Source organism: bacterium, from assembly GCA_035559435.1.
Taxonomy (GTDB): Bacteria; Zixibacteria; MSB-5A5; order WJJR01; family WJJR01; genus JACQFV01.
The window spans coordinates 1-2632 of sequence record DATMBC010000081.1 but is presented as its reverse complement, the minus strand read 5'-3'; the positions used below and the strand labels follow the sequence as shown (position 1 = coordinate 2632).

Genomic DNA, 2632 nt, shown 5'->3' with positions numbered 1-2632 from the left:
TGACCGCCTCATACTTTCGCCAGTTCTTTGCAAATGTCTGCGGATCGGGCCGTTTGTCGCCCCCGCCGCAGGAGAACGCCAGCGCCGCCAACAGGAGGATGGCCGGACGCCAATGCCAGAGTGTTTCACGCGCGCTCATGTTCATGCTCACCTCGCGGGGGATTATATGCGCAAACCGGCCCGCCGAACAACTGGAACGACGCGGCGTGTCGTTTTTCAGGAGCCGATGCGCAGCCAGTCGATCAGCAAAAACTGGATCCGGCCGATCAGGAGGGAGACGCGGGCCATCACCGTATATCCGAAGTGGGCGCCGAACGCCACCATAATGAAGCCGACTCCGCCCGAGGCCACCCAACCCAATGGCCCGGTGTGCGGCTTGGAGAAGTAGAAATAGATCAACGTCGCCAGCACCCCGACGACGATCAGCACGTTGTTGACGCTGTCCAACGGCAGCAGCGTGCGCGACACCTGCGGCAGGATCAGCCCGTGCAGCTGTTGGATGAAAGTGATCCCGGCGGTGCTGCCAATCACAAACGCCAGCGACAGCCGCGACATCCAGGCGACCTTGGGAATGAAGCGGGCAAACAACAGCAGCCCGAGCGCCCCGGAGGCCGCCAGGATCCACTCCCCGTCCTGCGTCAGCGGCAGCCAGAGCTGCTGGACAATCACCGAGTGAAAAATGAGGCCGAAGTAATATCCCGCCGACAGCCCCGCGAAGACATGCTCGGCGAGTTTGAAAAGTGGATTGTCGCGGTAAAGGAAGGAGTACAGCGCCAGCGTGAAAAACGCCGTGGGGAAAAGCGCGACAAAGGGCGACGAGAAGAATTCGCTCACGCGGCCACCCCTGCCCGTCCGGCGGCGCGCGCCCGGCGCGCGGCGAAGTGGCCGATGTTGCCGATCACGATGAATCCGATGATGAGCAAATGAATGAGCGACTGCGAATCCATCCCCCGGGTGGCCCGATCACGCGCATCCAGCAGGCGCTCATACTCGGCGGCGCCCTTCATGCCGCCGAGGAGACCCTGCAACTGATGCGCCTGGACATACGACAACTGCTTGGGCGCCATGACCGCGGTCACCGCCGCCACCATTGGCATGCCAAAACGGGCGTTGACCAGCGACACCCAGTAGTCGACCATCGCGTTGTCGGAGATGATCACCGTGAGTTTCAGCGAATCGTAGTTGGGCACCTCGCGCATCAACGGGATCTCCGAGAGGCGGGTGCCGCGGTAATCGGTGGGGTAGATGTCCTCGATCTTTGAGCCCATCCCCAGCAGGACTGCCTGGTAGTTGGCCTTGTACCCGAGATTGACGTAGTCGGTGCCGTACTGCTTGCCGAATTCGCCGGCGACCTGGCCCAACACGCGTTCGATCACCGAGGGGCCGCCCATGCCGACATTGGAGAGCGCCACCACGCGCAGGTTCTTGCGGAAGCAGTGGCGCAGCGCCGCCACCGCCATCGGTTCGGTCTCCGCCAGTGTCGACGGCCAGCAATCGAAGGGAAAGAGGATCCGCGATCCGTCGGGAATCGCCTCGATCGCCGCGTAGAACGACTCGGTTTCCGGCGTCACCGGCGTGGGCAAACTCAGCGGGAAGAGCACCGGGATGATGACCGAGAGGAAGATCAGCGTGTAGAGCACGCGCCGGTCGACCCGTTGGAGGCGTTCCCAGAGGCCCACGCTCTACCCCCGCCCCAGGTAGGTCCGCTCGATGCCGACCAGGATGCGCAATGACATCGAGGCGGCGCCGAGCGCCGCGCCAATGATAATGCCACGTTGAACGGCCACCGATGGGACCATCATGATCCAGTTGGCCCAGGACGGAAGCGCGTCGTAGATGTACTGCCCCATCGGGATGCGCCCCAGCATCACAATCACCGCGGTGGCCAGCAGAATGGCTGAGGGCACGGTGCGGGCGCGGAACGCGCGGTAGGCGGCCGAGGCGATGAAGAACGCGAGCATCGAGAACATCGTCGCCATCATCGGCGCCTGCAGATTCTGGAAAAGCCAGTCGTAGACGCTGCCCGCCTCGATGCCGGCGAACACGCCGAAGCCGGCCATCGCCGCCAAACACAACAGCAGGATCAGCGAGTAAAGCCAGTCGGGGTGCCGGGTCGCGATCCGCCGCGAGTGCACCTGCACGATGGAGAACACACCCAAAAGCAACGCAAGTCCGGCCACGATCGTTTGGCCGCGCAGGGCTTCATTGGAGACCAAATCGACGGCCGAGCCGCGTCCAAAGAAGGCAAGGATCATCAGCCCGCCCGAGGCGAAGGCGACCAGTATCGGCAGACGGTATTTCATCGCGAGGCCAGGATGCTCCGCCAGAAGTCAACGCCCCAGCCGAGCGTGGCCGAAACCACGCCGGCCAACACCACGAGGGCGATCAGCACCTTCATCAAGTCCTGCCCGCGCAGCGCCCCGAGCATCTTCGGCTCATTGGACAAGTAGGCGCTGGCGGCGTAGAGTTCCTCGCCGATCAGCGTGTAGTCGCAGGCGGCGATAAAGAACGGCAGCTGTTCGGGCTCGGCGGTGCCGGCGATCTGGATGGCGCCGGCGGTCTGGCCCATTTCGGCGATCAGCAGCGATTCGGCGGTGAACTGTCCCATATAGATGGCGGCGGCGGGGCGTTC

4 protein-coding genes are annotated in these 2632 nt (G+C 63.7%); all 4 read right to left on the bottom strand.

The genetic code is table 11. The features are described from left to right. Nucleotides 1–216 precede the first annotated feature (216 nt). Nucleotides 217–834 carry a hypothetical protein gene (locus tag VNN55_10105; protein HWO57904.1) on the bottom strand — a complete coding sequence of 206 codons (618 nt, stop codon included), beginning with the start codon at nucleotides 832–834 and terminating at the stop codon, nucleotides 217–219. Then, on the bottom strand, nucleotides 831–1679 hold the full coding sequence (locus VNN55_10100; GenBank protein ID HWO57903.1) for a hypothetical protein: 849 nt from the start codon (nucleotides 1677–1679) through the stop codon (nucleotides 831–833). Before VNN55_10100 ends, VNN55_10105 begins: the two co-directional genes overlap by 4 nt. Nucleotides 1680–1682: 3 nt before the next feature. Further along, the gene (locus VNN55_10095; protein HWO57902.1) at nucleotides 1683–2303 is read right to left on the bottom strand and encodes a hypothetical protein; all 621 of its coding nucleotides are present in this window, start codon (nucleotides 2301–2303) and stop codon (nucleotides 1683–1685) included. Then, nucleotides 2300–2632: DUF6754 domain-containing protein (locus VNN55_10090; protein HWO57901.1), on the bottom strand; the 333-nt coding region annotated here is incomplete at its 5' end. The genes VNN55_10090 and VNN55_10095, both read right to left, overlap by 4 nt.

What these genes read in the sequence shown, in the direction of transcription:
- VNN55_10095 (HWO57902.1), bottom strand. Translation starts at nt 2,303, where the DNA reads ATGAAATACCGTCTGCCGATACTGGTCGCCTTCGCCTCGGGCGGGCTG.